Source organism: Kaistia terrae (assembly GCF_026344005.1).
GTDB classification, from domain to species: Bacteria; Pseudomonadota; Alphaproteobacteria; order Rhizobiales; family Kaistiaceae; genus Kaistia; species Kaistia terrae.
Genome location: NZ_JAPKNH010000002.1, coordinates 440,943 through 464,659 on the forward strand (window position 1 = coordinate 440,943; position 23,717 = coordinate 464,659).

The following is a 23,717-nucleotide window of genomic DNA, read 5'->3' on the forward strand; positions in this document are numbered from 1 at the left end:
GGCTAGCGGCCGCCAGCCCCCGTCTGCATCGCTTCGAAGCCGGCGGCGGCTTTCTGCACGTCGGCAGGAAAGTCCTCCATTTCCTGAACCTGGCGAATTTCGATGATCTCGTTGTCGCCGGCCGGGCATTTCTTGGCCCACTCGATCGCTTCTTCGCGCGAATTGACCTTGATCATCCAGTAGCCGCCTAGAACTTCCTTTGCTTCGGCGAACGGGCCGTCGCTGACCTTGGGCTTGCCGCCCTGGAAGGTGACGCGGGCGCCCACGGACGGCGGATGCAGGCCGTCGCAGGCCAGCAGGATGCCGGCATTCTGCAGGGCTTCGTTGAATTTCATCATTTCGGCGACGGCGTCGGCGGCCGGCATGGTGCCGGGAGTGGCGGTCTCATATCCCTTCGGGATCATCAACATCATGAAGCGCATGGGTCTTGTCCTTGTCATGGGTGGTGTCAGGTTGGTTGTTGCTTCAGGCGCGGGGACCATTGTCCATCTGGCGCAGGCGGTCGTTCGTCTCGCCGATATCGAAGTCTTCCGGCTCGAATAGTTGCCGGAGTTCGATCTCGCCATTCTTGCCCTCGCCGGCCGGATTAGGCATCCGCTTGGCCCAGGCGATCGCCTCCTCGCGGGATTTGACTTCGATGATCGTGTAGCCGGCGATCAGTTCCTTGGTTTCCGCGAATGGCCCATCGATAACGGAGCGCTGGCCACTGCCTGAAAGCAGGATGCGCGCGCCCTTCGAACTCGGCTGCAGGCCGGCGGCGTCGAGCAGCGCGCCGGCCTTGGCCAGTTCCTCGTGATAGGTCGTCATCTCGACGATCCGCTTGTTCTCCGGCATGATTCCGGCTTCGGTATCCTTGTTGGCCCTGACGATGATCATGAACCGCATGGCGCGCTCCTGCCCGGTCTGGTGTTTCGGGAGCCGGAGAGAACCGGCTTCTGACAACACGACGAGCAAGGCGCTTTGAGATCGACAGCGGCGGCGGATTTTTTTTGAGCGCTAGCGGCGCGGGTGCGCAGCCTGACGAATGGCGTTTAAATTCCGCGCCATCTCTTTGAGCAGGTCAGGAACCTGCCCCGGTCTGGCTGACGACGGCATCGCCTTCGCGCGTGCGGTGGGCCGAGACGCAAGCCAGAACGCTGGCGACCACCAGCACAATGGCGACGCTTTCCAGCGTCGTGGGTAGGCGGCTTTCCCAAAGGAAGCCGTAAAGCAGCGCGAACAGCGTTTCGAACAGGATCATCTGGCCGACCAGGGTGAGCGGCATCAGCCGGCTCATCCGGTTCCAGCAGGCGTTACCGATGATCGAGGCGAACAGCGCCACGCCGGCCGCCACGGCCGCGAAGCGTAGCCATTCGTCGGTTCCGTGGCTGTGGGCGCCGATCATCAAAGCTGGTGGCAGCAGGAGAAGCGCCAACCCGCCGGTGACGACGCCCGTCAAGAGGTTCCAGTCATGCGACGACAGATGGTGGACCCGGACCAGCCAGCGGGCATTGACGACGGCATAGGTCGACCACGACGCCAGGGCGGCGATGGCGCAGGCGAGACCAATCCAGCCGCCTGCCTGAACGCCGCCTTCCGCGGACCCCAGCGATTGCCAGCCGATGCACAGGATGCCCGCCGTGCCGAGCAGCAGCGATGGCGCCAGTCGCGAGAGCGGCGTCGCGCCATGGTCGCGGCTGCCGACCAGCGTCACCGCGACCGGCAGGAAGCCGATGATCAGCGAAGTCATGGCGATGCCGCCAAGCTGCACGGCGCTTGCCAGCAACACGTAGTAGATGATGTTGCCAAGCAGGCTCAGCCAGACCAGCGCCCACCATTCGCGCCGGCCGAGTACACGAACGAGCCGGCGCCAGCGCGGGGCGATCAGCACGACCGCGAACAGGCCATAGGCGAGATAGCGGGCGGCGGCGAGTTGCAGCGGGGTGAATTCCCGCACGAGCTGCGGCGCGAGGAAGACGAGGCCCCACAGAGCGCCGGCGAAGACGCCGAAGCCCACTCCAACCCACATCTTGCCGTTGCTGGTCACGATCATCTCCCGGAAAGACCCGGTGATGCCATGTCGGGCTGCGCCGTTCTCGGCCGCCTCTATCGCATTTTAGGCCGAGGCTCGCAAAGGCTGCTCAAGGTGCGGACCCTGCTGTCGTGCGACTTTGTCGGCGATAGGCAGCGGGCGTCAGGCCGGTGGCGCGGCGCATGGCGCGCGTCAGCGCGTTCTGGTCGGAATAGCCAGCGCGAAACGCCAATTCGGCAATGGGACTATCCGACGCTGCCAGCCATTCGCGCACGCGCTTCAGCCTAAGCTCGGACAGCCAGGCCGCCGGCGTCGTATCGAGCTCGCTGCGGAACAGCGCATGCAACCGGCTGACGCTCATCGCCGTGCGCTCCGCCATCGCTTCGGTCGTCCAGGGCTTGCCCGGCGCTGCCTCGATCTGGCCGAGCAGGGCGGCCAGCCGCGATTGCGGCTGTGCCGGCGTCTGCACCAGGGCGTCGAGCAACAGCGCCAGCCAGTGCTCCATCTGGTCGCCCTTCGCGGCGCTGCCACCGGCGATAAAGCCCATATAGTCGATCAGCCGGTTCGCCGCCGGCGTCAGCGTCAGGAAGGGACGGGCGACGAGCCGGTCGACCACTTCCGGCGTCAGGCGGTCGGGATCGAGATCGACGATGATCGAGCGGTTGGCGGGGTCGCCCTGCTGCGAATGCGGCGCGCGGGTTTCGACGAAGGCGGCGCGGTAGGCGTCGAGCCGCTGTTCGCGGCCGGCGATGTCGATCTCCAGCGTTCCCCGCAGTGGCAGCACCAGCTGGGCGAAGTCGTGCCAATGCGGCACGCTGGTGCCGTGGTAGCTGCGGATGTCGAGATTGAGCAGGGCGTTCGGGCGCATCGGGCGACTATATCAGGCCCGCGCCGGCATTTCGAAGCCGCAATCTTTGCATCGGACCTCTTCAAATTCGCGTGCGGACGTTCTACTTTCGTACCCATGGCCAAGCGTCCCAAAACTTCCGGCTTCGGCGAAGCGCCGCAGGCTCCGCTCGAAGGTACTCCCCTGTCGGGCAACATCGCCGACTGGATGGACGAGATCGCACGCGCGGCGGATGCCGAGCCGATCGCGCCCAAGCCGAAGCGCGCACCCCGCGCGCGCGGCGAACGCATGCAACTCGTCGACCTGCCGGTCGATGAGGGTCGCAAGACCAAGTCCGGCAAGAAGGCCGACAAGAAATCCGAAAACGGTAGCGACACGCATAAATCCTCGCGCGGCACGTCGATCGGCGTGGCGGCGACGGCGCGCGAGCGCACCGCCAGCGGCCTCAATCCTGTCTCCGGCCTCGAGATCAGCCTCGAGGAAGCGGAATCGATGTCGGCGTCATCGGTGACGGCGACGGTCGCGGCGCTGTCGGCGCTGATCGAAACCGGACGCCCGGAAATCCAGGACAAGACCTGGGTGCCGCATCGGCCGCCACGGCCGGAGAAATCGGAAGGCGGCCAGCCGTTCCGCATCGTTTCGCCGTTCGAGCCGCGCGGCGACCAGCCGAACGCGATCCGCGAACTGGTGGCCGGCGTTGCCGAGCAGGAGCGCGATCAGGTTCTGCTCGGCGTCACCGGCTCCGGCAAGACGTTTACTATGGCGAAGATCATCGAGGAGACGCAGCGCCCCGCGCTCATCCTCGCGCCGAACAAGACGCTTGCCGCCCAGCTTTACGGCGAGTTCAAGTCGTTCTTCCCGGACAACGCCGTCGAATATTTCGTCTCCTACTACGATTACTATCAGCCGGAAGCCTATGTGCCGCGCACGGATACCTTCATCGAGAAGGAATCCTCCGTGAACGAGCAGATCGACCGCATGCGCCATTCGGCCACGCGCTCACTTCTGGAGCGCGACGACGTCATCATCGTCGCCTCGGTTTCCTGCATCTACGGTATCGGCTCGGTCGAGACTTATACCGCCATGACCTTTGGCATCACGCTGGGCGAGCGGCTCAACCAGCGTCAGTTGCTGGCTGATCTGGTGGCGCTGCAATACAAGCGCCAGGACCTGAACTTTGTTCGCGGTTCCTTCCGGGTGCGCGGCGACACCGTCGAAATCTTCCCGGCCCACTTGGAGGATCGCGCCTGGCGGTTGTCGCTGTTCGGCGACGAGGTCGAGAGCATCACCGAGTTCGATCCGCTGACCGGTCAGAAGACGGCCGAACTGAAATTCGTCAAGGTTTATGCCAACTCGCACTATGTGACGCCGAAGCCTACGCTCAACCAGGCGATTGCCTCGATCAAGCAGGAGTTGCGCGGGCGTCTGGTCGAGTTGGAGGCCGCCGGCCGCCTGTTGGAAGCGCAGAGGCTGGAGCAGCGCTGCCGCTTTGATATCGAGATGATCGAGGCGACGGGCGCCTGCGCCGGCATCGAGAACTATTCGCGTTATCTGACTGGCCGCCTGCCCGGCGAGCCGCCGCCGACGCTGTTCGAGTATCTGCCGGACAACGCGCTGGTGTTCACCGACGAGAGCCACGTCACCATTCCGCAGATCGGCGGCATGTATCGCGGCGACTTTAGGCGCAAGGCGACCTTGGCCGAATACGGCTTCCGCCTGCCTTCCTGCATGGACAACCGGCCGCTGCGCTTCGAGGAATGGGACGCGATGCGGCCGCAGACGGTGCACGTTTCGGCGACGCCCGGAAGCTGGGAGATGGAAGCGACCGGCGGCGTCTTCACCGAACAGGTCATTCGCCCGACCGGGCTGATCGATCCTCCTGTGGAAATCCGCACGGCCAAGACGCAGGTCGACGATCTGCTTGGCGAAGTGCGCGAGACGGCGAAGAAGGGCTATCGCACGCTGGTCACGACGCTCACGAAGCGTATGGCCGAGGATTTGACCGAATATCTGCACGAGAACGGTGTCCGCGTCCGTTACATGCACTCGGATGTCGAGACGCTGGAGCGCATCGAGATCATCCGCGATTTGCGCCTCGGCGCCTTCGACGTGCTGATCGGCATCAATCTGCTGCGCGAAGGCCTCGACATTCCCGAATGCGGCCTTGTCGCGATCCTCGACGCGGACAAGGAAGGTTTCCTGCGCTCCGAGACCTCGCTGATCCAGACCATCGGCCGCGCCGCGCGTAACGTCGACGGCAAGGTCATCCTCTATGCCGATCGCATCACCGGCTCGATGGAGCGGGCGATGGGTGAGACGGAGCGCCGCCGCGAGAAGCAGGTCGCCTACAATACCGAGCACGGCATCACGCCGGCTTCGATCAAGCGCGATATCGGCGACATCCTGTCCTCCGTCTACGAGCAGGATCACGTCACGGTCGATGCGGGCCTCGCCGATACGGCGCTTGTCGGCAACAATCTGAAGACGCATCTCGACGCGCTCGAGAAGAAGATGCGCGACGCGGCCATGAACCTCGAATTCGAGACGGCGGCGCGGCTACGCGACGAGATCAAGCGGCTCAAGGAGACGGAGCTCGCCATCGCCGACGATCCGCTCGCCCGCCAGTCGTCGATCGACGAGCGCACGGGTGGCTATCGCGGCGAACGCAAATATGGCAACGCCGCCAATCTGCCGCCGGAGCCCAAGGGCGAGCCGAAGCCGCGGGCACGAAAGAATGATCTCGACGAGATGACGGTGAAGCGCACGGAAGTACCCGTCGCGACACGCGCCAGAAAACCGCATCTGGACGAGATGGGCGCGAGTTCGAACATGACTTCGCTCGCGGCCGACGAACATGAGCGGCCACAGCGCCCGGATCCGATGACGACCAATCATCGGCCGGGTGGGCGTTCGGTTGGTGGCCGGGCCGGAAGCTCAGCGGGTCGCAAGGGGCCGAAGCGGTAGGTCGGGGCGCTTCATTGTTTGTGGAAACGACGAAGCGCTCCAATTCCCAGTCTTGTCGCGTTTCCCTGACGCGAACCGGCGGCGGTATCGTTCGAAAGCGCTCTATTCCGCCGCCTTCGTCTTGATCAGCACAAATCCGCGCGTGCGATCCCCATTCGAGGCGTCCGGCGTATTCATCGCGGCGAAGAGATCCTCCGCCTTGACCCAGACGGGCGGGTACTTGTAGCGGGCGACGTCGAGGATGAGGAAGCGGTCGGCTTCTGCGTCATAGGCCGCGAGCGGCGAAATATGGCCGCCGACCTCCTGGCGGATCGCCTTGCGCAGGTAGTTGACGATGACGAAGTGGCCGGGTTGGTCGAGATACTCGCGTCCCATCGCGCGGAAATCGTCGAGGCTGGTGTCGCCGGCATGCTTGACGACAACGGCAAGCGGTTGCGTCGCCAGCACGCCGCCCAGTTCGTCGAGCGTCATGCCTTGCTTGAGGATCGTGTCGCGCGAGACGATCGCATCGGTTCTCTCGTCGAGCAGATTGTCCTGCGTGAAGGTTCGGTAGGGTTCGTATTCCGGCACGGGGGGCGCCGGTACGCCGGAAGCGTTCAGCACCATCACCATCGAGGCGACGCCACAGTAAGACTGAGTCTTCTGCGTGACGAAATTGTCGGCGAGCGGGAAATAGGCCTCGCGCGCATCGGCGCCGACCAACAGCGCTTCGCCTCCGTCCGTCGCCGCGCCGATCAAATTGTCCGGCAGCGGCAACTGTTCGGCAGAGGCTTGCCCGATTGAAATGCCGAGCAGCAGCACCGCGGCGCGAAAGCAGGAAGCGATCATGATGACGGTCCCGACGCAAGTTCAGTCAAGGGCGCATCATGCCGTAATTCCATGCGCGGGACGAGTCCTTGACTATTGCGCCGAGCCGAATCTCGTTCGCTCACGGTTTTGCTCAATGTGTAGCGCAGGCCATCTTGCCGTTTGACATCTTCATGTCGTTCATCATGTACATCTTGCCATCGGCGCCCATCATCATCACGACGCAGCCATCCATCGGCTTGGCGTTCTTCATCATCGTCTCGCTCATCATCTTGTCGGTGTGCATGACGCGATCGATTCGGCCGTTCGGCATCATCATGACCGTCTCGCCCTTTTTCATCATCATCTCGGCTGCGACGGCGGGTGCGGTTGCCAGGGTCGCAAGACCGACAGCCGCGAGGAGTATGGACCATCTGCGCATTTCTTCCTCCATGTTTGCCAATGCCGCCATTCTGCGGCCTCGGGTGTATCTAGAACGACATGCCCCGGTGGCGCAGTTTGCCAGTATCACTTCATCGTGTTGGGCGGTTCCACGGAACGCTGTTTCCGGCGCCATCCTCGATGCATATTTTCTGACACAGCTCGGCCATCGGGAATCCTTCTGGCGCGGAAATGCGGGGCGGTCGCTTTGCATCGCCTCGATTTTTCTTCGCCCGGGCGGTGACGGATCTGCACAGCAATTCATCAGACCATTGGCCACAGTCCCGGAATCACGAGCATTTTTGCGATTGTTGAAGAGCCGGATACCGTGATGAAAAATGGTGTTTGACTGACACCCGAATTAAATAATACCAAGGCGTGCTGAGCGCAGTTCTGCCCCGCAGGGCGGGATGAGCGGACGAGCGCCACCAAGAGGTCGGTCGGCGCCGTGATCGGAGGATCGCGTAGGCGAAGCGGGCCGAACATCGGCAGCTAAGTGCACGCGTGAGCAAACGTCGTACTATTGGGAGAAGTTCATGAAGATGTTCAAGTCCGCGCTCGCGGCAGTTACCGTCAGCATGCTGGCGCTTTCGCCGGCAGCGCACGCAGAAGACAAGGGCTTGATCGGCGTCCTGATGCCGACGAAGACGTCGCAGCGTTGGATCAACGATGGCGATGCCGTGAAGTCCCAGCTCGAAGCCAAGGGCTATACGGTCGATCTCCAGTATGCCCAGGACGATATTCCGAACCAGCTGAGCCAGCTCGAGAACGAGATCACCAAGGGTCCGAAGGCCCTGATCATCGCCTCGATCGACGGCACGACGCTGTCGGACGCGCTGCAGAAGTCGGCTGATGCCGGCGTCGTCGTCGTCGCCTACGATCGCCTGATCAAGAAGACCCCGAACGTCGACTACTACACGACCTTCGACAATTTCGGCGTCGGCGTCATCCAGGCTACTTCGTTGGTGAAGGGCCTCAAGGAACGCTTCCCCGACACCAAGCCGTGGAACGTCGAGTTGTTCGGCGGTTCGCCGGACGACAACAACGCCTTCTTCTTCTACGACGGCGCCATGTCCGTCCTGCAGCCGCTGATCGACGACGGCTCGATCAAGATCGTGTCCGGCCAGGTCGGCATGGACAAGGTCGGCACGCTGCGTTGGCTCGCTGCCACCGCTCAGGCCCGCATGGACAACCTGCTTTCGGCCAATTACTCGGACGGCAAGCGCGTTGACGGCGTTCTCTCGCCGTATGACGGCCTGTCGCGCGGCATCATCGCGTCGCTCCGCGGCGTTGGCTACGGCACCGCTGATCAGGCTTGGCCGATCATCACCGGCCAGGACGCCGAGACCGCTTCGGTCAAGGCGATCATTGCCGGCGAGCAGTATTCGACCGTGTTCAAGGACACCCGCGATCTCGCCAAGTCGACCGTCGAACTCGTCGACACGGTCCTCTCGGGCGGCAAGCCGGAAAACCTCGACACCAAGACCTACAACAACGACGTCAAGGTCGTTCCGTCGATCCTGCTGACGCCGCATGAGGTCGACAAGACCAACTACGAGAAGCTCGTGGTTGAGTCGGGCTACATCAAGGCCGACGAACTCAAGTAATCGCACGATCCAGATTGGGGGCCTCGCGCAAGCGAGGCCCCTTCTCGTCTCGCGGGCGAGGGGCTAACGTCCCCTGGTCCGTATGCCTACGCCGGAGCGGTCCGCCATGCCTTCATACATTCTCGAGATGCGCGACATCACCAAGACCTTTCCAGGGGTCAAGGCGCTCTCGAACGTCAGTCTCAAGGTCGAGGAAGGCGAGATTCACGCCATCTGCGGCGAGAACGGGGCCGGCAAGTCGACCCTGATGAAAGTCCTGTCCGGCGTTTATCCGGCCGGCGACTATGAGGGGAAGATCATCTATCGCGGTGAAGAGTGCCAGTTCAAAGGCATTCACGACAGCGAGGGGAAGGGCATCGTCATCATCCACCAGGAACTCGCCCTGGTCCCGATGCTGTCGATCGCCGAAAACATCTTCCTCGGCAACGAACATGCGAAGTTCGGCGTGATCGACTGGGCCGCCAATGAAAAGCGCACCCGCGATCTGCTGAAGAAGGTGGGTCTCAGCGAAGACCCGAAGACCCTGATCACCAATATCGGCACCGGCAAGCAGCAATTGGTGGAGATCGCCAAGGCGCTGAGCAAGGAAGTCGAGCTGCTGATTCTTGACGAGCCGACGGCAAGCCTTTCCGAGAAGGACAGCCAGGCGCTCCTGGATCTGCTGCTGGAGTTCAAGCGCGAGGGCATCACCTCGATCATCATTTCGCACAAGCTGAACGAGATCAATCGCGTCGCCGACCATGTCACGGTCATTCGCGACGGACGGTCGATCGAGACGCTGGACCGTAGCGAAATCAGCGAGGACCGGATCATCACCTCGATGGTGGGCCGCTCGCTCGAAGACAGATACCCGCCGCGCGATCCGAAGATCGGCGAGGTCTATTTCCAGGTGAAGAACTGGTCGGTCTATCATCCGCTGCATGCGGACCGTCAGGTCATCAAGAACATCGATCTGAATGTCCGCAAGGGCGAGGTCGTCGGCATAGCGGGCCTGATGGGCGCCGGGCGTACCGAATTCGCCATGAGCGTGTTCGGGCGCAGCTATGGTCGCAAGATCACCGGCGAAGTCGAACTGCACGGCAAGCCGGTCGATGTCTCGACAGTCGGCAAGGCGGTTAAGCACGGCCTTGCCTATGTCACGGAGGACCGCAAGGTCTTCGGCCTCAATCTGATTGAGGACATCAAGAACAACATCACCATCGCCAATTTGAAGGGCGTGTCGACCAACGGTGTCATCAACGACCTCAGGGAACTCGACGTCGCCAACGAATACCGCACCAAGACCAACATCCGCTCGCCCAGCGTCTACCAGAAGACCGGCAATCTGTCGGGCGGCAATCAGCAGAAGGTGGTGCTGAGCAAGTGGCTCTTCGCCAACCCGGAGGTGCTAATCCTCGACGAGCCGACGCGCGGCATCGACGTCGGCGCCAAATATGAAATCTACACGATCATTGCGCGGCTCGCGGCCGAGGGCAGGGCGATCATCGTCATCTCCTCCGAAATGCCCGAGCTTCTTGGCATCTCCGATCGCATCTACGTCATGAACGAGGGTGCGATCGTCGGCGAAATGCCGGCAAGCGAGGCCAGCCAGGAGAAGATCATGCGCGCCATCGTGCGCGGAGAAGGAAAAGCAGCATGAGCACCGATATCGCTCCAACCCCGCAGACCGGCGTCGCCCAAGACGTCCAGACCGGTACGCGCGTCCCCGTTTCGTCGTTCGTTTCGAACCTGCGTGAATATGGGCTCATCCTGGCGCTGATCGCCATCATGGTGTTCTTCCAGCTGACGACGGGAACCCTGTTCAAGCCGGTCAACCTCAGCAACCTCGTCCAGCAGAACAGCTTCATCATCGTGATGGCGCTCGGCATGCTGCTCGTCATCGTCTCCGGCCATATCGACCTCTCGGTCGGCTCGGTCGCGGGCTTCATCGGCGCGCTCGCGGCGATGATGATGGTGATATGGCCGCTTGGCGGCTTCTTCAGCAATCCGTTGATCGTCGCGATCATCTGCCTGGTCATCGGCGGCGCCATCGGCGCGGCGCAGGGCTACTGGATCGCCTATCACCGGATCCCGAGCTTCATCGTCACGCTCGCCGGCATGCTGGTGTTCCGTGGTCTCTGCCAGGGACTTCTCGGCGGCGGTTCGTCGGTCGGCCCGCTCCCGGACTCGTTCAAGGCGCTCAGCTCGGGCTTCCTGCCGGAAGTCCTTGGTACCTGGACGCTGATCCCCCCGACGATCAACGCGGCCGGCAAGACCGTTTTCGGCAGCGGCATCACGCTCAACATGACTACCGTCGTGCTCGGCGTCATCGCTGTCCTCGCTTATGCTATCTCCGGCATCCGCGCTCGCAAGACGCGCGAGAAGCATGGCTATGAGGCCGAGCCCTTCGCGCTCTTCGTCGTCAAGACGGTCGTCATCTCGGCGCTGGCGCTGTTCTTCGTCTACCAGTTCGCGGTCTATCGCGGCTTCCCGATCGTCCTCGTGGTGATGGGTATCCTCGTCGCGTTCTTCGTCTTCATCACGCGACACACGACCATCGGGCGTCGGGTCTATGCGATGGGCGGCAACATCAAGGCGGCGCAGCTCTCCGGCATCAAGACCGAGCGGCTGACGCTTCTTGTCTTCGTCAACATGGGCATGCTGTCGGCGCTCGGTGGCCTGATCATCGCCGCTCGCCTCGGCCAGGCTGTGCCGGCTGCCGGTCTGGGCAGCGAGCTCGACGTCATCGCGGCGGTGTTCATCGGCGGCGCTTCGGCCATGGGCGGCGTCGGCCAGGTGATCAGCACCGTTGTCGGCGGCTTCATCATGGGCGTGATGAACAACGGCATGTCGATCATGGGCGTGAACGTCGACTGGCAGCAGGTCGTGAAGGGCCTCGTCCTGCTCGGCGCCGTGGTCTTCGACGTCTACAACAAGAACAAGAGCTGACGGCCAGCAGCCGCGCAGACATGAAAAAGGCCCCGCTCGTTCGAGCGGGGCCTTTTTTGTTGGGCGGATGGAAGGTCGCTGAAGGGTCTTCGCGCCTCCCCGAAGGCAGCTCGTGCAGCCCTCGACACCAACATCCTGGGGAGGCTTGCGTAGCAAGCCGTCTCGAAGGACGCACCGCTGAGGGCTGACTATCGAAGACACCACGGCTCTGCGTGCTTCGGGACGGCCCTTCGGGCCTCCTCAGCATGTTGAGGATGGTGTTGCGCGAGGGTGTTGGCGGGGCGCTAGCTGAAAGGAACAGCTGCCAAAGCCACTCAGCCCTTCAGAAACGCCTTGAACTTGTCGCCAAAATCCTTGTGCCAGCGCGACAAAGGCGGGCGGTTCTCGACGATGTCGCCGGCGGCCCAGAGGATGCGCTTCTCATCCGTGGCGCGGTCGACATCATTGTCCGGGCAGAGAATGTAGAAGTCGCCACGATCGAGCGACGCCAGCATGAAGTCGACCGTCTCCTCCGGCGTCCAGGCGCCGGCCGGCTTTTCCGTCCGCTCGCCCTTGGTCAGATAGGACCAGACGAAGCCCGGGATCAGCAGATGCGCAGTGATCTTCGAGCCCTCGATGTTGCGCAGCTCATGTGCCAGCGCCTCGGTCGCGACCTTTACGCCGGCCTTCGAGACATTGTAGCCGGCATCGCCCGGCGGCGTCGTGATGCCCTGCTTCGAACCGGTATTGATGACCAGCCCCGGCTCGGTGCCGTCCAGCATCTCGGGCACGAAGACCTGCATGCCGTGCACGACGCCGAACAGATTGGTGCCGATCACACGTTCCCAGTTCTCGAACGATCCCAGCACCGGCCCGGCGCCGTCCGTGCCGGCATTGTTCATCAGCACATTGACCTTGCCGAAGCGCTGGTAGACGGCGTCCTTCAGCCGCTCGATATCGTCTCGGCTGGAGACATTGGTACGGACGGCGAGCGCGTCGGGGCCGAGCGAGGCCGCCGCAGCGTCGAGCGCGTCCTGGCGAAAGTCGGCGATGGCGACCTTCATGCCCATCGACAGAAACTTCTTCGCGGCGGCGAGGCCGATGCCGGAAGCGCCGCCGGTGATCACGGCAACATGGTTTGGAGCGAGCGCGGGATGAGTCATGGCGTGGCGTCCGGATTGTGAAAATGGGCCGTCAGCTAAGGCTGCGCGCGCCGGATTGTCCAGACGTCGCGGAAGAAGGCTGTCGAACCATGGAAAAGGGCGGCCACCAGGACCGCCCGTGACTTGGCAGGTGCGGCGTCGCCTAGCGAAGCGAGTTCATCATCCGCAGGCGGATCTCGTCCTGGCGCTGCCGGATCATGCCGGGGATCAGGAAAGCATCGATGAGAAGCCAGATGAAGCCGATTGCGATGAAGTAGCTGAGGATCTGCAGGACCGCCGTGCCGGGTCGGCCCAGATAGAAGCGGTGCGCCGAAATGAACCACAGGAACAGCCAGAGCAGATAAGCCGTCGCCGTGCTCGGGCCCTCGTTGGCCACTCGCATCTCGATCAGCAATTGTTGTTCGGTCGTCAGCGTCATTGATGTTCCCCTATCGGCGCGGACCATAGCCGAACCCTGCGGAATGGGAAGGGATCACTCGCCATCGGGCGCCGACTTCCGTCGCGCAGGTGCCAAGCAAGGCCGCCCTGCGCATTTGGCGGGACTGTGGCGATCCTGCCTCTTGACGCTTGCGTCGGCGCGGGCAGAGTGCGCGCTCAATTCACCCGCAAGGCTACCCCCCATGCCGAACCTGCTTTCGCCGGCCATCGCGCCGATCCTGCTCCTGATCGCCTCCAACGTCTTCATGACATCGGCCTGGTACTGGCACCTGAAGTTTCCGCAGACGGCGCTGGTCAAGGTCATCATGATCAGCTGGTTCATCGCGCTGTTCGAATATTGCCTGGCCGTGCCGGCGAACCGCATCGGCCATGGCGTCTATTCGGCGGCGCAGCTGAAGACGATCCAGGAGGTCATCACCCTCGTCGTCTTCGCTCTATTCTCGGTGTTCTACCTGAAGGAGTCGCTCAGCTGGAACCATCTCGTCGGCTTCACCATGATCGCCGGCGGCGCCGCCTTCATTTTTCACAAGTTCTGAGCGGGGCCGCCAGCCAGAAATCCTCGATCTCGAATGAGTCGTGATGCTGGCGGCGCTCTCCGGCGACGGCCGGGCGGCGGACTTGAACGCGATCAAGGCGACGGGCAGGGCGGTTGCGCATCAGCCGTTCACGTCTGACTGGACGACCGGGATCGTCGGGCCGAGGAAGGCGCCGGCTCGCGTGATCTGGCGGCCCTGAGCCGTGTCCGGATCGACAGAATTGCCGCCGACAGCATGGACGGCAACGATGGCAACGACGATGGCGGCATAGGCTGCCATCCAGAGGTAGAACGCCCCCCGCGTGGCCCGCTCGCGGCGGTGGCTGCCGCCCTTTGTTGTGTCATCCATGCTCATGGTGATTCCCGTCGATCTCGCCGTCTGCCTTGCGCCCGTCCCAAGTCCTAATAGGAGCTTGGACTACGGCGCTGATCCGGAAGGATTGTGGCCATGCCCGACAGATATCGTGTCGAAACTAAGGGCCTGAAATCATGGTTAAAAATCCGTGAAAGCGCCTTATAGAACGTGACCCAGGGGATTGGCTGTGAACGCCGTTACTGCGCTCCGGGCCGCCAGTCGAGGCCAACATGCCGGGGCCGGGCCGCGACCCGCGCCAGCCAGGCGACAAGCGCCGGATAGCGGCTGAGATCGTAGTCGGCTTCATCCGCCACATGCGTGTAGGCATAGAGCGCGATATCGGCGACCGAGAAGCTCGGGCCGCCAAAGAAATCATGCTTCGCCAGGAACTCGTCCATGATGGCGAGCACCCGGTTGCCCTTCTGCTGCCATTCGTCGATCCGGTGCGCCATCGTCTCGCGGCCGCCGGGAATGTAGGTCAGCCAGTTGCGCGCCACGGCGATCACCGGTTCGTGGCTATACTGCTCGAAGAACAGCCACTGGTAGCAGATCGCGCGATCATAGGCGTCGGCCGGGATAAGGGCGCTGCCCTCGGCCAGATGCAGCAGCATGGCGTTCGATTCGGCCAGTGGCCGTCCGTCCGGCAGGATCAGCAGCGGCACCTGCGCGTTCGGATTGATCGCCAAAAACTCCGGACTCGTCGTCTGGCCGCTGCCCTTCACGAAATCGACGATCCGGAACGGGATGTCGAGTTCATGCATGGCCAGGCGCGGCTTGTAGCAATTGCCGGAGAACTGCATCGAATAGAGCGTGTATTCGGCGACCATGATCATTCCTCTGTCTTTGCGTCAGGCTAGCCGGGCCGGGCGCACCGCGTCCAATTCCAATTCGTGCTTCGGACATCAATAGGGGTGATCCATCCGGGAGGCGTTGATCGGAGCGACATTTCCGTGCAGAAATGTCGCTCCGATTTCAGGAGCTCATCATGTCGCTTAATCGCCTCCGTCGCGGGCTTGTCCTTCTTGGCAGCCTCGCCCTCTTCGCCGCGCCGCTCGTTGCCCCGTTCGCCGCCGCGACGGCGCAGGCCGCCGACGTGACCGTCTTCGCCGCCGCCAGCCTGAAGAACGCGCTGGATGGCGCCGCTGGCGTCTACAAGACGAAGACCGGCAAGGAAGTGGCGATCAGCTATGCGAGCTCGTCCAACCTCGCCAAGCAGATCGAATCCGGCGCGCCGGCCGACATCTTCTTCTCTGCCGATCTCGACTGGATGGACTATCTGGCCAAGAAAGACCTGATCGACCCCGCCTCGCGCGTGACCCTGCTCGGCAATACGCTGGTTCTCGTCGCGCCGAAGGATTCGACCGCTGAGCTGACGATCGCCAAGGATTTTCCGCTCGCAGAAGCGCTCGGCAAGGACGGCAAGCTCGCCATGGGCTCGATCGATTCTGTGCCGGCCGGCAAATATGGCAAGGCGTCGCTGACGGCGCTCGGCGTCTGGGACGCGGTCGCTCCGCAAGTCGCCCAGGCCGACAACGTCCGCAGCGCGCTCGCTTTCGTCGCTAAGGGCGAGGCCCCGTTCGGCATCGTCTACGGCACCGACGCGAAGGCGGAGCCAGGCGTCAAGGTCGTCGGAACCTTCCCCGAGGACAGCCATCCGGCGATCGTCTATCCTGTCGCCCGGGTCGCCGCTTCGACCAGTCCGGATGCCAAGGCGTTCCTGGAATGGCTGGGTTCGGCGGAAGCCCGCCCGAGCTTCGAGGCTCAGGGTTTCACCATTCTCGCCAAGGAATAGCGATCATGAAGCTCAGCGCGCGCAATCAGCTGGAAGGCACCGTCACGGCGGTGGAGAAGGGGCAGACGACCGCGCGGGTGAAGATCGACATAGGCCATGGCCTGATCATCACCTCGTCGATCACCAATGAGGCGGTCGACGATCTGGGCCTGAAGGTCGGCGACAAGGCGACGGCGGTTATCAAGGCCTCCGACGTCCTCGTCGGCAAGTGAAGACGCGCCTCCTTGCCTAAAAGCATCGACCCGAAGCGCGTCCGCGTCGCTTTCCTCGCGTTGGCCTTGCTGGCCGGCGCGGGGGCTCCCGCATTCGCGGAGGGGACGACGGCCCTGGCCGTGCTGGACGGCGCCGTGCGGCACAGCCTTGAGCTTTCCGAAGCGACGCTGCGCGCCGTGCCGAAGACGACGCTCGACGTCGATTTCGCAACCGGCAAGGGCCGCGAGACCGGTCGCTACGCTGGGGCTCTCTTGTGGACGCTCGTCGAGCAGGCGGACCTCGTCAACGAGGCCGGCAAGAATGCCGTGCTGCGCCACACGCTGCTCGTGACCGGCCGCGACGGCTACGCCGTCTCGCTGTCGATCGGCGAACTGGATCCGCACTACGCCGGCAAGGACGTGATCCTTGCCTATGAAGGCGGCACCCCGCCGGTTTCGCCGACCAATCTCCGGCTTGTGGTTCCCGGCGATGCGCATGGCGGCCGCAGCGTGCGCGATGTCGTCCGCATCGAGGTGAAGTGATCCGCCGAAGCCTTGGCGCGCCCATCCTGCGCTCTCCTGACCTCTGATACGGCCGATCGATGACCGAATTTCTCTCCCCCGAAGAATGGAACGCGATCTGGCTCAGCCTCAAGGTGTCGACGGTGGCGACAGTGGTCAGCCTGCCGTTCGGCATCGCCATTGCGCTGATCCTGGCGCGGGGCCGCTTCTTTGGACGGACCTTGCTGGACGGCATCGTCCATCTGCCGCTGGTCATGCCGCCGGTGGTGACAGGCTATCTGCTGCTGCTCGCCTTCGGTCGCAAGGGACCGCTCGGCGCCTTCTTCGAACAGACTTTCGGGCTCGTCTTCGCGTTTCGCTGGACAGGCGCGGCCCTTGCTTGCGGCATCATGGGCTTCCCGCTGATGGTGCGCGCAATCCGGCTCTCGATTGAAAGCATCGATCGCAAGCTGGAGCAGGCGGCCTCGACGCTTGGCGCGGGCAGGGCGCTCGTCTTCCTTACCGTGACGCTGCCGCTGGCGCTGCCGGGTATACTCGCCGGCGTCGTGTTGTCGTTTGCCCGGGCGCTTGGCGAATTCGGCGCCACCATCACCTTCGTTTCCAACATTCCGGGCCAGACGCAGACGGTTCCGTCCGCGATCTATGCGCTGATCCAGACGCCGGAAGGCGATGCGGCGGCGCTGCGGCTGACGCTGATCTCGATTGCGATCTCTCTGGCGGCGCTGGTGCTGTCCGAATATCTCGCTCGGCGGATGGCGCGGGGAGCGACGGCATGACGTTTTCCATCGCCGTCCGCAAGCAGATCGGCCAGTTCAAGCTCGATATCACCTTGGAGACCGGGCCGGGCGTCACCGCACTGTTCGGGCGTTCCGGGTCCGGCAAGACGTCGCTGGTCAATCTGATCGCCGGGCTGATCCGGCCCGATCACGGCCAGATCGTCCTCGACGGGCGGACCCTGGTCGATACGGAACGCTCCGTCTTCGTGGCTGCCGGCAAGCGGCGCATTGGTTATGTCTTCCAGGAGGGGCGCCTGTTTCCGCACCTTTCTGTCCGATCGAACCTGCTCTACGGCCGCTGGCTGACGCCGCGTGGCCGGCGCTGGGGCGGTCTTGATGAGGTGGTGGACCTGCTCGGCATCGAAGCGCTGCTGGCGCGGATGCCTCGCGATCTCTCCGGCGGCGAGAAGCAGCGCGTCGCCATTGGCCGGGCTTTGCTGGCGAGCCCCGACTTCCTGCTGATGGACGAGCCGCTGGCGGCCCTCGACCGCGAGCGCAAGGCCGAGATCCTGCCTTATATCGAGCGACTGCGGGATACCAAGCGCCTGCCGATCGTCTATGTCAGCCACTCCGTCGAGGAAGTGGCCCGGCTTGCCGATGCGGTGGCGCTGATCGAGGATGGACGGGTGATGGCGCTCGGCCCGGTCGGCGAGGTGTTCGCACAGCTGGATGCGGTGGGCGACTGGGAAGCGGGCGCCGTGCTGGAGGCGGTCGTGCAGGCACAGGATCCGGATAGCGGCGTCACCCGGCTCGTTCATCCGGCCGGGTCACTGGTCGTGCCCCATATCGAAGCGCCCGTCGGCAAACTCCTGCGCATCCGCATCCGCGCCCGCGATGTCACGCTGGCGGTCGGCGAACCGGGTCGCCTTTCGGTGCGCAACCGTCTCAAGGCGGAGATCGTCTCGATCAGCGAAGGCCGCTCGCACGACGTCGGCATTCGCCTCGACGTCGGCGGCGAACCGATGCTGGCGCGGGTCACGCGCGACGCTGTGCGGGATCTGGAGCTTGTCCCCGGCCTCGCCGTCACGGCGCTGGTCAAGGCCGTGGCGCTGGACGGGACGTAGGCTCGATCTCGGGGATGTCGGCAGCGGGGGGCTTGCCGTATTCCGGAGATCAGGCGGGGCAGGAGTTCTTGACGGCGGTGCCGTCGACGACAATGCGCACCTTGGCGGTGCCGGTCTTGACCATGCCGAGCTGCTGCGCCGCGGCGCGCGAGACGTCGATCACTCGGCCGCCAGTGAAGGGGCCGCGGTCATTGATGCGGACAACGACATACTTGCCGTTCTTGAGATTCTCGACCCGGACGCGCGTGCCAAAGGGCAACTTGCGATGGGCCGCCGTCATGGCGTTGGGGTTGTTGCGCTCGCCGTTCGCGGTCTTGCCGCCGAGCTGATACCAGGAGGCGCGGCCGCACTGGGTCGCGGCCTCGGCCGGAAGGCTCCCGAAGGAGAGGGCCGCACCGGCGGCAACAAGAGCAGCCGTCACGGCCGCGATACGCATTTTTACCTGCACGCTGGATCTCTTCGTTTTCGCGCTCGCCGACGCGGGATTGCACCTAAAACCGGGACAAGTTCTTCTGGTTGTTTATCCAACAGCCGAAAAAGGCGAGAATTGGGCGTGAGATTGTTCACAAAATGGATGCAACCAAATGCAACCATCCGTGAATCGGTCCCTTGCCCCGTGCAGGGAAGATGACTCAGCGGGAGCCGATTTTCTCGATCAGCGTCATGGCGGCGAACGGCGCCTTCGGCTTGAAGCCATTGATCATGTAGATGAAAACGTCGCGCTTGCCGGCCGACGGCGCGGTGTCAGCGAGAAGCGGAAGGTCGGATGGCGTCGCGCCATCGGCCCAGGATTCAGCGCGCTCGCGCCACGTCGAAAGCGCCGAGTCCGGATAGCCATTTTTTTCGTCTTCGGATGCGTTTTGCAGCCGCGCATAGATGAAATCGGCGGTGGGATCGGCCAGCTGCGGATGCTTGTCAGAATCGGCGACCACGACGGCGACGCCATGCCGGCGCGCCAGCGCTATGAATTCCGGCGTCTGGAAGCTCTCGTGCCGGACCTCGACCGCATGACGAATTTTCACGCCGTCGACGGCTTTCGGCAGCAGTTCCAGGAAGCCGGCGAAGTCGTCGGCGTGGAACTTTTTCGTCGCCATGAACTGCCAGTTGATCGGTCCAAGCTTCGCGCCAAGCTCGGTCACGCCGCTGGCGAAGAAGCGTGAAATCGACTCTCCGGCTTCGGCAAGGACGCGCCGGTTGGTGGCGAAGCGCGGGCCCTTCAGCGCGAACACGAAGCCGTCCGGCGTCTCCTCGGCCCATTTGCGGAAGCTCTCCGGCTTCTGCGAACCGTAATACGTGCCGTTGATCTCGATCGAGGTCAGCTTGGAGGCGGCGTATTCGAGTTCGCGCTTCTGCGGCAATCCGGCCGGATAGAAGTTGTCGCGCCACGGTTCGAACGTCCAGCCGCCTATACCAACCCGGATCATCTGCCGTTCTCCTCAATTGGAACGGGTGAGACGCTGGCGCGTTCACCCCCTGTCAGCAATTGGAGATAAAAACATGTTTCGGGCAAAACCACCCGTTGTCGTTCCGGAAATCTCGACGGAAGGTCGTGTTGTTTCCGTGATCGCCGGACTGATATTGGCCGCGGCGGCGGTGAAGCCAAGGCCGAACCGCCTTCTTTCCGTGCTGGCGCTGGCGACCGGATCGTATCTGGCCTATCGCGGCGCAACCGGCCATTGTCCGGTGACCAAGGCTGTCCACGATCATTGCCCGGAATGGCAAAGCCGGGTTCGCTGAACCCGGCGTGCCTGCTGGAGCGCTGCTGAGCGAAGCGTGGTGCGCCTCGCGCAATCAAGTGCGCCCAAGCAAAAAGCTGGAGTGCGGCGCCGTTTCGGAAGAAACGGCGAAATGCTCTTTTGGATCAGGCGCGCTTCTTGACGATGAAGCCCCAGATAAGCAGCACGATGATGGCGCCGACGATCGCGCCGATGAAACCGGCTTGGTCGTTGGGGCCGTACCAACCGATGGCCTGGCCGAGATAGGTGGCCAGGAAGGCGCCGGCGATACCGAGGATGACCGTCAGAATAAAGCCGCTCGGCTCATTGCTGCCGGGGGTGATGAACTTGGCAATGACGCCGGCGACGAAGCCGATGATGATGGTCCAGATGATGCCCATGAGGCGCTCCCCGTGATGGTGCCGCGATCGAGCGGCCGCATCAGAATCTTGCACCGGTCCGGCTGATTTGGCGAGAGCTAATCGACTTTGACGCCGCCGCGCATCGCCTTGACGCCCGAGCGCTTGGCTTTCCCCTCCAAACGGCGCTTCTTGGAAGCCATGGTTGGTTTGGTGGCGCGGCGCGGGGTCGGCGGTATGATCGCCTCCTGGATCAGCGCGACCAGGCGCTCCAGCGCATCGGCGCGGTTGCGAGCCTGATCGCGAAACCGCTGCGCCGTGATGACGATAACGCCGTTTTGCGTCAGCTTCGAACCCGCGAGCCGCATCAGGCGCACCGCCACGTCATCCCGCAAGGCGCGCGAACGCCGGGCGTCGAAGCGCAGTTGCACCGCGCTCGACACCTTGTTCACATTCTGCCCACCCGGCCCGGAAGATCGGATGAAGCTCTCCTCGATTTCACTGTCGTCGAGGGCGATGTCGTCATTGATGCGGATCATGATGGCCTTCCAGGCCGACCGCATAGCATGACCAAGAGCTTTTCGGCAGGGGGTGTCGCAGCGACTCGTGACTTGTGCTAGAATCAGTCAGCAGAACGGGGGTATCGATGAATCTCCAGTTTGGACTAGCTGTCGCGCTCGTCGTCGTGGCCGGCTTTCTGCTTGCCAACAAGGCCGGTGCGGGTCCGATTATCTGGGCCGATCACAGCGTTGCTTCGCATCGCGCGGTCGTGCTTTCCGGGGTGTCGTTCGCGTTCGATGGGGCGCTGTCGCACATCCGGATCCCGCAGCGCTGACGACCGCCGGCAAAAGGCCGGCCGGATCTTCCTTCGCCGCGCTTTGCGCGGGATCCATTCCTGCGCCTTGGCTTTTTCAGCGCGAATCCGTCACGGAAGCCGCGAATTGCAAGTCTCGGTTCCGACCATGGATTTGGCGGTGAAGTGCCGGAGATCCCGTCAGGACGGTGGCGAATAGCTGCCGGCTTTCGCCTTGCTCATCGCTTCCATGCTCTCGGCTGTCGTCATCAGCGCCGTTGTCCGGAATTTCGACAAGGCGCCTGACGCGCCCGTCGCCATGGCCACGGATGCTGCCGCCACATTGCTTGGGAACTCGGCGATCATGACGACGTCGAATTCGCCGAGCGCGAAATGGAAGGAATTCAGCTTGCCGCCCATCGATTCGACGACCTTGCGGGCCGCATCCTCGCGGTTCTGCGGATTGGCGACCATCGCCTTGACGGCACTGGTCGTATAGGAGACCTGCAACAGGTAGTGGGCCATGTCGTCCTCCCTTCGGGCGCGCTGAAGCACCCGGGCCGCCCGGCTCGGATCCGGCGGATCGGCGGGGCAGTTGCCAACAGTGAACCTCTTGTTGACGTAAGGGAAGGTCGCGAGGCGCGGCTCGCGAGAGCTTTACTGCTGCGCCTTGGCCTCTTCGATTGCCTTGTCATAGGCGGCGCAGATTTCGTCAAAACTGGTGGTGCGTTCAGCGACCCGGTCGACCTCGACCTGGCGCTGGCGCCAATCGGCGGCTTTCGCCGGATCCTTGGCGGTGATGGCTTTCACCAGTTCCGCGAGCGAGATCGACTTCGCCTGCAATTCCTCTTGGGTGCAGGCAAAGGCCGGCGTCGCCACAAGAAGAAGTGAAAGTGCCAGGATCGTACGGCGCATTGTCAGATATCCTCGTCTGGAAGCCAGTCCCCGATCCGATATAGAGCCTCTCGTCCGGCGATGCACGCCTGCCGGGCTCCGGGCAAAGAAAAGGGGCGTCGAAACGCCCCTTTTCGCTGGATATCGGGTCGACGAGCTGACCGCCGCTGGCTTTACTTGGCCAGGCAGGTGTCGGCGTTTTCCGGCAGGCAGGTGTCGAGGCCCGTGAACAGGATCTCGTCAACCTTCTCGCCATTGATCAGCTTGATCATGGCATCCGGAGCCTTGTAGCCCATCTCGAACGGGCGCTGGCCGATCTGTGCATGGCTGCGGCCGGCCTTGAGCGCGTCGATCTGCGGCGGCAGCGTGTCGCCAGCGATGATCACGAGGTCCTTGCTCTTCAGGCGCTCCATCACGCCATCGGTGACCTGCGCATAGGCCTGCGGGGCGAACTGGGCCCAGCCGCCGACGAGCACGAAGGCGTCGAGCTTCGGATTGGCGGTGAAGGTGTCGCTCATCTGCTGGTTGGCGAGGTCGGACTGGTCGTTGGTGAACAGCGGGCAACCTGCCGGCTCGGTCCAGCCGTTCTGTCCGGTCAGCGAGTCGATGCCCTTGGCGCCTGCGAGGGTATCGCGCACGCCGGCAGCGCGGGCGGCGATGTTGGCAGCCGCGACGTTACCGAGCTGGAGGCAGACGGTGCCGCCCTTCTTATGCTTCTGCAGCTCTTCGCCCATCTTGACGCCCATCAGGTAGTTGTCGGTACCCAGATAGGCCTTGCGGAGCGCTGCATCTTCCTTGTTCAAATCTGCGTCAACCGTCATCACCGGGATGGTCGGCGCGCGCTGCTTCAGCAGGTTGGCCATGGCCGGCGCGTTGGACGGCGAGATGGCGATGGCTGCGACGCCCTTCGTCAGAAGGTCGTCGACGATCTGAACTTCGCCGGCTTCATCGTTGCTGGAGGCGGGGCCGGTATAGAGGCAGGTGTAACCCTTGCCCGCATTCTCGGCATTCCACTTCTGGCAGCCCTTGTTGATTTCTTCGAAGAAGGGGTTGTCGAGGCCCTTCACGACAATCGCGAGAATCTTGTCTTCCGCCCGAGCGGCGCCGAGGGTTAGGGCGAGGCAGGTGGTAGCAAGCGACAGTATCGCCAGTGTCTTCTTCATGATGTTGTCCTCCCGAGACAATAGAATTCGCTCGCCCGCCGCCCGATCCGGGTCTCGCCTTCCCGTCCCGGGTGTTCCCGGTGACGAACTGCGGACGATCGGATGTTTGCCTTCGGCGGGCTGGATCTACTAAATTCCGAATTCGAACAAAGTCAATCCGATTAATCCTATGAAACACGGCATACCGCAATGCAATGTAAATATTGTGCTTTGCAACTAAGGTAACGGGGTTCACCGTTTTCATGGCGCGGCGTGGTAAGGTACAGCGCTTTACTAAGGTTCGTTCCCGTCGGGGTTAAATCAGCTTATCTGTCTCAACGGCATCGGAAGTGCATTTGTCCGATGTTAAAGTTGACGGCGGTCGGGCGCGCCCATAAGGGTTGAAATCGAGACC

At 63.2% G+C, this 23,717-nt stretch carries 29 protein-coding genes; 12 read left to right on the forward strand and 17 right to left on the reverse strand.

Features of this window, described 5'->3' with window-relative positions; translation table 11 throughout:
• Window positions 1–2 precede the first annotated feature (2 nt).
• The 4 genes from OSH12_RS07215 to OSH12_RS07230 form a co-directional block, all read right to left on the reverse strand.
• Window positions 3–422, reverse strand: a complete 420-nt coding sequence (locus OSH12_RS07215) for a YciI family protein (protein WP_266342849.1) — start codon at window positions 420–422, stop codon at window positions 3–5.
• Window positions 423–465: 43 nt separating this feature from the next.
• Window positions 466–885 carry a YciI family protein gene (locus OSH12_RS07220; RefSeq protein ID WP_266342850.1) on the reverse strand — a complete coding sequence of 140 codons (420 nt, stop codon included), beginning with the start codon at window positions 883–885 and terminating at the stop codon, window positions 466–468.
• A 175-nt stretch (window positions 886–1,060) separates the two neighbouring features.
• Window positions 1,061–2,026: a DMT family transporter gene (locus OSH12_RS07225; RefSeq protein WP_266342851.1), complete on the reverse strand. Its 966-nt coding sequence runs from the start codon at window positions 2,024–2,026 to the stop codon at window positions 1,061–1,063.
• A gap of 94 nt (window positions 2,027–2,120) precedes the next feature.
• On the reverse strand, window positions 2,121–2,879 hold the full coding sequence (locus OSH12_RS07230) for an AraC family transcriptional regulator (RefSeq protein ID WP_266342852.1): 759 nt from the start codon (window positions 2,877–2,879) through the stop codon (window positions 2,121–2,123).
• A 96-nt stretch (window positions 2,880–2,975) separates the two neighbouring features.
• Here OSH12_RS07230 and uvrB point away from each other — a divergent pair, with 96 nt between their 5' ends.
• The gene (gene uvrB, locus OSH12_RS07235; protein ID WP_266342853.1) at window positions 2,976–5,822 is read left to right on the forward strand and encodes an excinuclease ABC subunit UvrB; all 2,847 of its coding nucleotides are present in this window, start codon (window positions 2,976–2,978) and stop codon (window positions 5,820–5,822) included.
• 102 nt (window positions 5,823–5,924) lie between these two features.
• Here uvrB and OSH12_RS07240 read toward each other — a convergent pair whose 3' ends face one another.
• Both OSH12_RS07240 and OSH12_RS07245 read right to left on the reverse strand, forming a co-directional pair.
• Window positions 5,925–6,650, reverse strand: a complete 726-nt coding sequence (locus tag OSH12_RS07240) for a phytochelatin synthase family protein (RefSeq protein ID WP_266342854.1) — start codon at window positions 6,648–6,650, stop codon at window positions 5,925–5,927.
• Between the two features lie 112 nt (window positions 6,651–6,762).
• Complete coding sequence (locus tag OSH12_RS07245; RefSeq protein WP_266342855.1) at window positions 6,763–7,050, reverse strand: hypothetical protein; 288 nt, start codon at window positions 7,048–7,050, stop codon at window positions 6,763–6,765.
• Window positions 7,051–7,585: 535 nt separating this feature from the next.
• Between OSH12_RS07245 and chvE the strand changes: the two genes are divergently transcribed.
• The 3 genes from chvE (at window position 7,586) to mmsB (ending at window position 11,584) form a co-directional block, all read left to right on the forward strand.
• The gene (gene chvE, locus OSH12_RS07250) at window positions 7,586–8,656 is read left to right on the forward strand and encodes a multiple monosaccharide ABC transporter substrate-binding protein (protein ID WP_266342856.1); all 1,071 of its coding nucleotides are present in this window, start codon (window positions 7,586–7,588) and stop codon (window positions 8,654–8,656) included.
• 106 nt (window positions 8,657–8,762) lie between these two features.
• The gene (gene mmsA / locus OSH12_RS07255) at window positions 8,763–10,295 is read left to right on the forward strand and encodes a multiple monosaccharide ABC transporter ATP-binding protein (protein WP_266342857.1); all 1,533 of its coding nucleotides are present in this window, start codon (window positions 8,763–8,765) and stop codon (window positions 10,293–10,295) included.
• The gene (gene mmsB, locus OSH12_RS07260) at window positions 10,292–11,584 is read left to right on the forward strand and encodes a multiple monosaccharide ABC transporter permease (protein WP_266342858.1); all 1,293 of its coding nucleotides are present in this window, start codon (window positions 10,292–10,294) and stop codon (window positions 11,582–11,584) included. The genes mmsA and mmsB overlap by 4 nt, the downstream gene beginning before the upstream one ends.
• Before the next feature lie 314 nt (window positions 11,585–11,898).
• On the opposite strand, the gene OSH12_RS07265 is transcribed toward mmsB, so the two are convergent.
• Window positions 11,899–12,726, reverse strand: coding sequence for an SDR family NAD(P)-dependent oxidoreductase (locus OSH12_RS07265; RefSeq protein WP_266342859.1), 828 nt, complete (start codon window positions 12,724–12,726; stop codon window positions 11,899–11,901).
• A gap of 142 nt (window positions 12,727–12,868) precedes the next feature.
• On the reverse strand, window positions 12,869–13,144 hold the full coding sequence (locus OSH12_RS07270; protein ID WP_266342860.1) for a TM2 domain-containing protein: 276 nt from the start codon (window positions 13,142–13,144) through the stop codon (window positions 12,869–12,871).
• A 202-nt stretch (window positions 13,145–13,346) separates the two neighbouring features.
• On the opposite strand from OSH12_RS07270, the gene OSH12_RS07275 reads away from it, so the two are divergent.
• Window positions 13,347–13,700: a DMT family protein gene (locus OSH12_RS07275; RefSeq protein ID WP_266342861.1), complete on the forward strand. Its 354-nt coding sequence runs from the start codon at window positions 13,347–13,349 to the stop codon at window positions 13,698–13,700.
• A gap of 120 nt (window positions 13,701–13,820) precedes the next feature.
• Here OSH12_RS07275 and OSH12_RS07280 read toward each other — a convergent pair whose 3' ends face one another.
• Together OSH12_RS07280 and OSH12_RS07285 are read right to left on the reverse strand one after the other, a co-directional pair.
• Window positions 13,821–14,048 (reverse strand): hypothetical protein, encoded by a 228-nt coding sequence (locus OSH12_RS07280; protein WP_266342862.1) that lies wholly within the window; start codon window positions 14,046–14,048, stop codon window positions 13,821–13,823.
• A gap of 203 nt (window positions 14,049–14,251) precedes the next feature.
• Window positions 14,252–14,881 carry a glutathione S-transferase family protein gene (locus OSH12_RS07285; RefSeq protein ID WP_266342863.1) on the reverse strand — a complete coding sequence of 210 codons (630 nt, stop codon included), beginning with the start codon at window positions 14,879–14,881 and terminating at the stop codon, window positions 14,252–14,254.
• A 158-nt stretch (window positions 14,882–15,039) separates the two neighbouring features.
• On the opposite strand from OSH12_RS07285, the gene modA reads away from it, so the two are divergent.
• Genes modA through modC form a run of 5 tightly spaced genes read left to right on the forward strand, consistent with a single transcriptional unit; the run spans window position 15,040 to window position 18,399 of the window.
• A complete protein-coding gene (modA, locus tag OSH12_RS07290) occupies window positions 15,040–15,846 on the forward strand; it encodes a molybdate ABC transporter substrate-binding protein (protein ID WP_266342864.1) in 807 nt (268 codons plus the stop codon).
• A 5-nt stretch (window positions 15,847–15,851) separates the two neighbouring features.
• Window positions 15,852–16,058 (forward strand): TOBE domain-containing protein, encoded by a 207-nt coding sequence (locus tag OSH12_RS07295; protein WP_266342865.1) that lies wholly within the window; start codon window positions 15,852–15,854, stop codon window positions 16,056–16,058.
• Between the two features lie 12 nt (window positions 16,059–16,070).
• Window positions 16,071–16,580: a molybdopterin-dependent oxidoreductase gene (locus tag OSH12_RS07300; protein ID WP_266342866.1), complete on the forward strand. Its 510-nt coding sequence runs from the start codon at window positions 16,071–16,073 to the stop codon at window positions 16,578–16,580.
• Between the two features lie 59 nt (window positions 16,581–16,639).
• Entirely contained in the window at window positions 16,640–17,335 is a 696-nt protein-coding gene (gene modB, locus OSH12_RS07305; RefSeq protein ID WP_266342867.1) for a molybdate ABC transporter permease subunit, read from the forward strand.
• Window positions 17,332–18,399 (forward strand): molybdenum ABC transporter ATP-binding protein, encoded by a 1,068-nt coding sequence (gene modC / locus OSH12_RS07310; protein ID WP_266342868.1) that lies wholly within the window; start codon window positions 17,332–17,334, stop codon window positions 18,397–18,399. The genes modB and modC overlap by 4 nt, the downstream gene beginning before the upstream one ends.
• Window positions 18,400–18,448: 49 nt before the next feature.
• Here the strand turns inward: modC and OSH12_RS07315 are convergent, their stop codons facing one another.
• Entirely contained in the window at window positions 18,449–18,835 is a 387-nt protein-coding gene (locus tag OSH12_RS07315) for a septal ring lytic transglycosylase RlpA family protein (RefSeq protein WP_266342869.1), read from the reverse strand.
• 196 nt (window positions 18,836–19,031) lie between these two features.
• Window positions 19,032–19,823, reverse strand: a complete 792-nt coding sequence (locus OSH12_RS07320; RefSeq protein ID WP_266342870.1) for a DUF72 domain-containing protein — start codon at window positions 19,821–19,823, stop codon at window positions 19,032–19,034.
• Window positions 19,824–19,896: 73 nt separating this feature from the next.
• On the opposite strand from OSH12_RS07320, the gene OSH12_RS07325 reads away from it, so the two are divergent.
• Window positions 19,897–20,136 carry a YgaP-like transmembrane domain gene (locus OSH12_RS07325; RefSeq protein WP_266342871.1) on the forward strand — a complete coding sequence of 80 codons (240 nt, stop codon included), beginning with the start codon at window positions 19,897–19,899 and terminating at the stop codon, window positions 20,134–20,136.
• A 124-nt stretch (window positions 20,137–20,260) separates the two neighbouring features.
• Here OSH12_RS07325 and OSH12_RS07330 read toward each other — a convergent pair whose 3' ends face one another.
• Both OSH12_RS07330 and arfB read right to left on the reverse strand, forming a co-directional pair.
• Window positions 20,261–20,515, reverse strand: a complete 255-nt coding sequence (locus OSH12_RS07330; protein ID WP_266329708.1) for a GlsB/YeaQ/YmgE family stress response membrane protein — start codon at window positions 20,513–20,515, stop codon at window positions 20,261–20,263.
• Window positions 20,516–20,592: 77 nt separating this feature from the next.
• Window positions 20,593–21,012, reverse strand: a complete 420-nt coding sequence (arfB, locus tag OSH12_RS07335; protein WP_266342872.1) for an alternative ribosome rescue aminoacyl-tRNA hydrolase ArfB — start codon at window positions 21,010–21,012, stop codon at window positions 20,593–20,595.
• A 107-nt stretch (window positions 21,013–21,119) separates the two neighbouring features.
• Between arfB and OSH12_RS07340 the strand changes: the two genes are divergently transcribed.
• A complete protein-coding gene (locus tag OSH12_RS07340; protein ID WP_266342873.1) occupies window positions 21,120–21,308 on the forward strand; it encodes a hypothetical protein in 189 nt (62 codons plus the stop codon).
• A 159-nt stretch (window positions 21,309–21,467) separates the two neighbouring features.
• On the opposite strand, the gene OSH12_RS07345 is transcribed toward OSH12_RS07340, so the two are convergent.
• The 3 genes from OSH12_RS07345 to OSH12_RS07355 form a co-directional block, all read right to left on the reverse strand.
• Entirely contained in the window at window positions 21,468–21,791 is a 324-nt protein-coding gene (locus OSH12_RS07345; protein WP_266342874.1) for a GYD domain-containing protein, read from the reverse strand.
• 132 nt (window positions 21,792–21,923) lie between these two features.
• On the reverse strand, window positions 21,924–22,181 hold the full coding sequence (locus OSH12_RS07350; protein WP_266342875.1) for a hypothetical protein: 258 nt from the start codon (window positions 22,179–22,181) through the stop codon (window positions 21,924–21,926).
• Between the two features lie 152 nt (window positions 22,182–22,333).
• Entirely contained in the window at window positions 22,334–23,323 is a 990-nt protein-coding gene (locus OSH12_RS07355; protein ID WP_266342876.1) for a substrate-binding domain-containing protein, read from the reverse strand.
• Window positions 23,324–23,717: the final 394 nt, after the last annotated feature.